The organism is Streptomyces flavofungini (genome assembly GCF_041028215.1).
Taxonomy (GTDB): domain Bacteria; phylum Actinomycetota; class Actinomycetes; order Streptomycetales; family Streptomycetaceae; genus Streptomyces; species Streptomyces flavofungini_B.
In genome coordinates this window covers 1-3,146 of record NZ_JASKYR010000850.1, presented here as the reverse complement: position 1 = coordinate 3,146, position 3,146 = coordinate 1, and the positions used below count along the sequence as shown (strand labels likewise).

The window sequence follows — 3,146 nt, the reverse complement described above, 5'->3', positions numbered from 1 at the left end:
GTCCTGAGCCGCGTTGTTGTACTTGACCTCGCAGTCCGAGCAGAGCTGCTTGATCTTCGCTTCCATGATGGGGCGGTCGAAGGTCTCGTAGCGCGTGGTCTTGTTCTCGGGGAGCAGCAGACCGATGGTCTTGCCGTCGCCGCCGTCGTCACCGTCTCCGGCCTTGCCACAGGCGGTCATGGCCAGTGCCATCGAAACCGCGGCGGTGCCTATGACGACGCGACGCGTCATTGCGTTCATTTCGGGGTGCCTCCCTGACGAGGCCGCGTCGTTGCGGCCGAGGTGGCTCGAAGTCAACTCGGCCGCCACACCAGCGTCAAGGAGTAAATCCTTAACGAGATGACAACGGTGCCATGCGTTATCTAAGTGAAGGCAGGTGCGCCCGCGGGCATGGTTCCGTCCAAAAGGGTCGAATCGCCCATCTCGCTGAGGGCTAGAGCCAGCGCGCCGAGCACCTCCGCGCGCCCGCCGAGAGCCCCGGGAAGGACGGTGAGCTGCCGCGCCGCGCTCGGGATCGCATAGCGCCCCACGGATTCCCTGATGGGCCCGAGGACCAGCTCACCGGCCTCCGCGAGGTCCCCGCCGAGCACCACCCGGGAGGGGTTCAGCAGATTGCAGAGGTTGGCCACGCCGCTGCCGACGTGCCGCCCGACGTCCGCGATCACCCGTCGGCACCCCGGGTCGCCGTCCCGCGCGAGGCCGACCACCCGCTCCATGGTCAGGTCCGTGCCGTGCGAGGACTGGAGCAGCGGCAGGACGTACCGCGCCGCGGTGAAGGTCTCCAGGCAGCCGCGGTTGCCGCAGCGGCAGACCGGGCCCGACTCGTCCAGGGTGATGTGCCCGATCTCCCCGGCCGTGCCGCCGGGCCCCCGGTAGATCCGCCCGCTGATCACGAGGCCCGCGCCGACCCCGCTCGCGACCTTGATGTACGCCAGGTCCCGCACCCCGCGGCCGCTGCCCCAGACCAGCTCGCCCAGGGCACCGAGGTTGGCGTCGTTGTCCACGTGCACCGGGACCCCGAGGCGGGCGCCGAGCTCCTCGGCGGGCTTGGTGCCGGTCCAGCCCGGCAGGATCGACGTCGAGCCGAGCGTCCCGGACTCCACGTCGATGGGCCCCGGCACGCCCAGCCCGACCCCGGCGATCTTCTCGCGGTCCACACCGGTGGCCGCGATCAGCCTGCTGACCAGTTGCTCGGCCCGGTCGAAGCCCTGCGCGGCCGAGGCGTCCACGTCCAGCGGCTCGGACTCCTCGGCGAGCACCTGGTGGGCGAGGTTGCCGACCGCCACACGCAGGTGCGTATGGCCGAAGTCGACGCCGATGACGATGCCCGCGTCCCCGCTGAGCGAGACGCTGCGGGCCCGCCTGCCGCCCGCCGACGTGGGCGTGACCTCGACGGTTCCGCCGTCCTTCAGCTCGCGGACGATGTTGGAGACCGTCGCGGCCGACAGGCCCGTCGCTCTCGCGATCTCCGCCTGCGTGAGCGATCCGGCGAGCCGCACGGCGCGTACGACCCGCTCCAGATTGGCCCGGTGCAGAGAGGACTGCGACCCCGGAGTCTCCATTGACTCATCCACCCTTTGCCCTATTTCGGGCGACCCCGAAGCCACCCGTGACGCCGGCCCGCGAGGCGGGTACCGGGCCATGTACAAGTTGTGAACTCCAAACTCGGCTGTAGGAGATGCCGCAGTCAAGTCCTTGACGGAGATCCGGCCCGGCCCGCCTCGCCGCCCCCGGACCCCGCGCACTGGACGGACCTGCTCCGCATCGCACCCCCGGGACCGCACCGGCCCCTCGGCCTCCCGGCCCCTCGTGAGGCTCTTGTGTGTAAGAGGTGTCGGAATCGGCCGACCTTGTCCATGGCCGGGACATCCGGGCCCTCTGTTCCCTACGTTGTCAGACGGTGCGTCAGATCCAGGAGGCACGGGAGAGCGGGACAGCAGGACAGCAGGACGTGAACGGCGGGACAGCTGGCGACGGGGCGACACGGCAACCGGGGGGCACGGTGGAACGACTGACGGCGACCGATCCTGCGGAGGTCGGGCGGTACCGCACGATCGCGGAGCTCGGCCGGGGCGGCATGGGACGGGTCCTGCTGAGCAGCGCCCCCGACGGCAGCCTCGTCGCGCTGAAGCAGGTGCACACCCAGCTCGTCGCGGACGACGGCTTCCGGGCCCGGTTCCGCCGCGAGGTCGCGGCCTCCCGCAAGGTGTCGGGCACCCACACCTCGGCGGTGATCGACGCCGACGCGGATGCCGCCGAACCCTGGCTGACGTCGGAGTTCGTGCCGGGACCCTCGCTCCAGCAGGCGGTGACGGAGCTGGGCGCGCTGCCGGAGGAGGCGGTGCTGCGCATGGCGACGGGGCTGGCCGCCGCCCTCGTCGACATCCACCGGGCCGGGCTCGTGCACCGGGACCTGAAGCCGTCCAACGTCCTGCTCGCCGACGACGGCCCCCGGGTGATCGACTTCGGCATCGCACGGGCCGCCGACAGCGCGGAGGGCACCGAGCTGACCAACTCGGGGTGGGTGGTCGGCTCCCCCGGCTTCATGTCCCCCGAGCAGGCCGAGGGACGGCCCCTCGGCCCGGCCAGCGACGTGTTCTCGCTGGGGTCGGTGCTGGTCATGGCGTGTACGGGCAGCGGTCCCTTCGCCGGACCCGGCATGCCGCAGACCCTCTACAACGTCGTGCACACCGAGCCCGATCTCTCCGGGCTGCCCGCGTCCGTCCGCCCGCTGGTGGCCCGCTGCCTGGCCAAGGACCCGGCCGAGCGGCCCACACCGGCCCAGCTCCTGACGGACATCGGCCGGATCACGCCGTCCGCGCGGCCCTGGCCGACCGAGGTGCACGAGCTGATCGCGGCGCAGCAGGCCGAGATCGCCCGGTTGCGGGCGGAGTTGGCGAGCCGCGCGGAATCGGCGGACCGTGTGGACCGGGCGGACGGCCGGGACGCGGGTCCCCCCGTCGTCATCGAGGCACCGCCCGCACCCCCCGCGCCCGGGCCGTCGCGGCGCGGACTCGCCCTGGCCGCCGTGGGCGCCCTCGTGGTCGGCGCGCTGACCGCCACCGCCGTCATCAGCCTCACCTCGGGCGAGGGCGGCACCGGCACCACCGGCGCCCGCCCGAGGGTCAGCGCGACGGCCTCGGCAC

2 protein-coding genes and 1 pseudogene are annotated in these 3,146 nt (G+C 72.4%); 1 reads left to right on the top strand and 2 read right to left on the bottom strand.

The features are described from left to right. Together AB8Z36_RS35495 and AB8Z36_RS35490 are read right to left on the bottom strand one after the other, a co-directional pair. A pseudogene (locus AB8Z36_RS35495) lies at positions 1–240 on the bottom strand (ABC transporter substrate-binding protein); the annotation flags it as partial. A gap of 122 nt (positions 241–362) precedes the next feature. Continuing rightward, the gene (locus tag AB8Z36_RS35490; protein WP_369217508.1) at positions 363–1,562 is read right to left on the bottom strand and encodes an ROK family transcriptional regulator; all 1,200 of its coding nucleotides are present in this window, start codon (positions 1,560–1,562) and stop codon (positions 363–365) included. Between the two features lie 440 nt (positions 1,563–2,002). Here AB8Z36_RS35490 and AB8Z36_RS35485 point away from each other — a divergent pair. Then, positions 2,003–3,146 (top strand): serine/threonine-protein kinase (locus AB8Z36_RS35485; protein ID WP_369217507.1); only part of this gene is annotated, 1,144 nt, incomplete at its 3' end.

Coding starts and splice junctions, on each gene's coding strand:
- AB8Z36_RS35490 (WP_369217508.1), bottom strand. CDS start 1,562: ATGGAGACTCCGGGGTCGCAGTCCTCTCTGCACCGGGCCAATCTGGAG.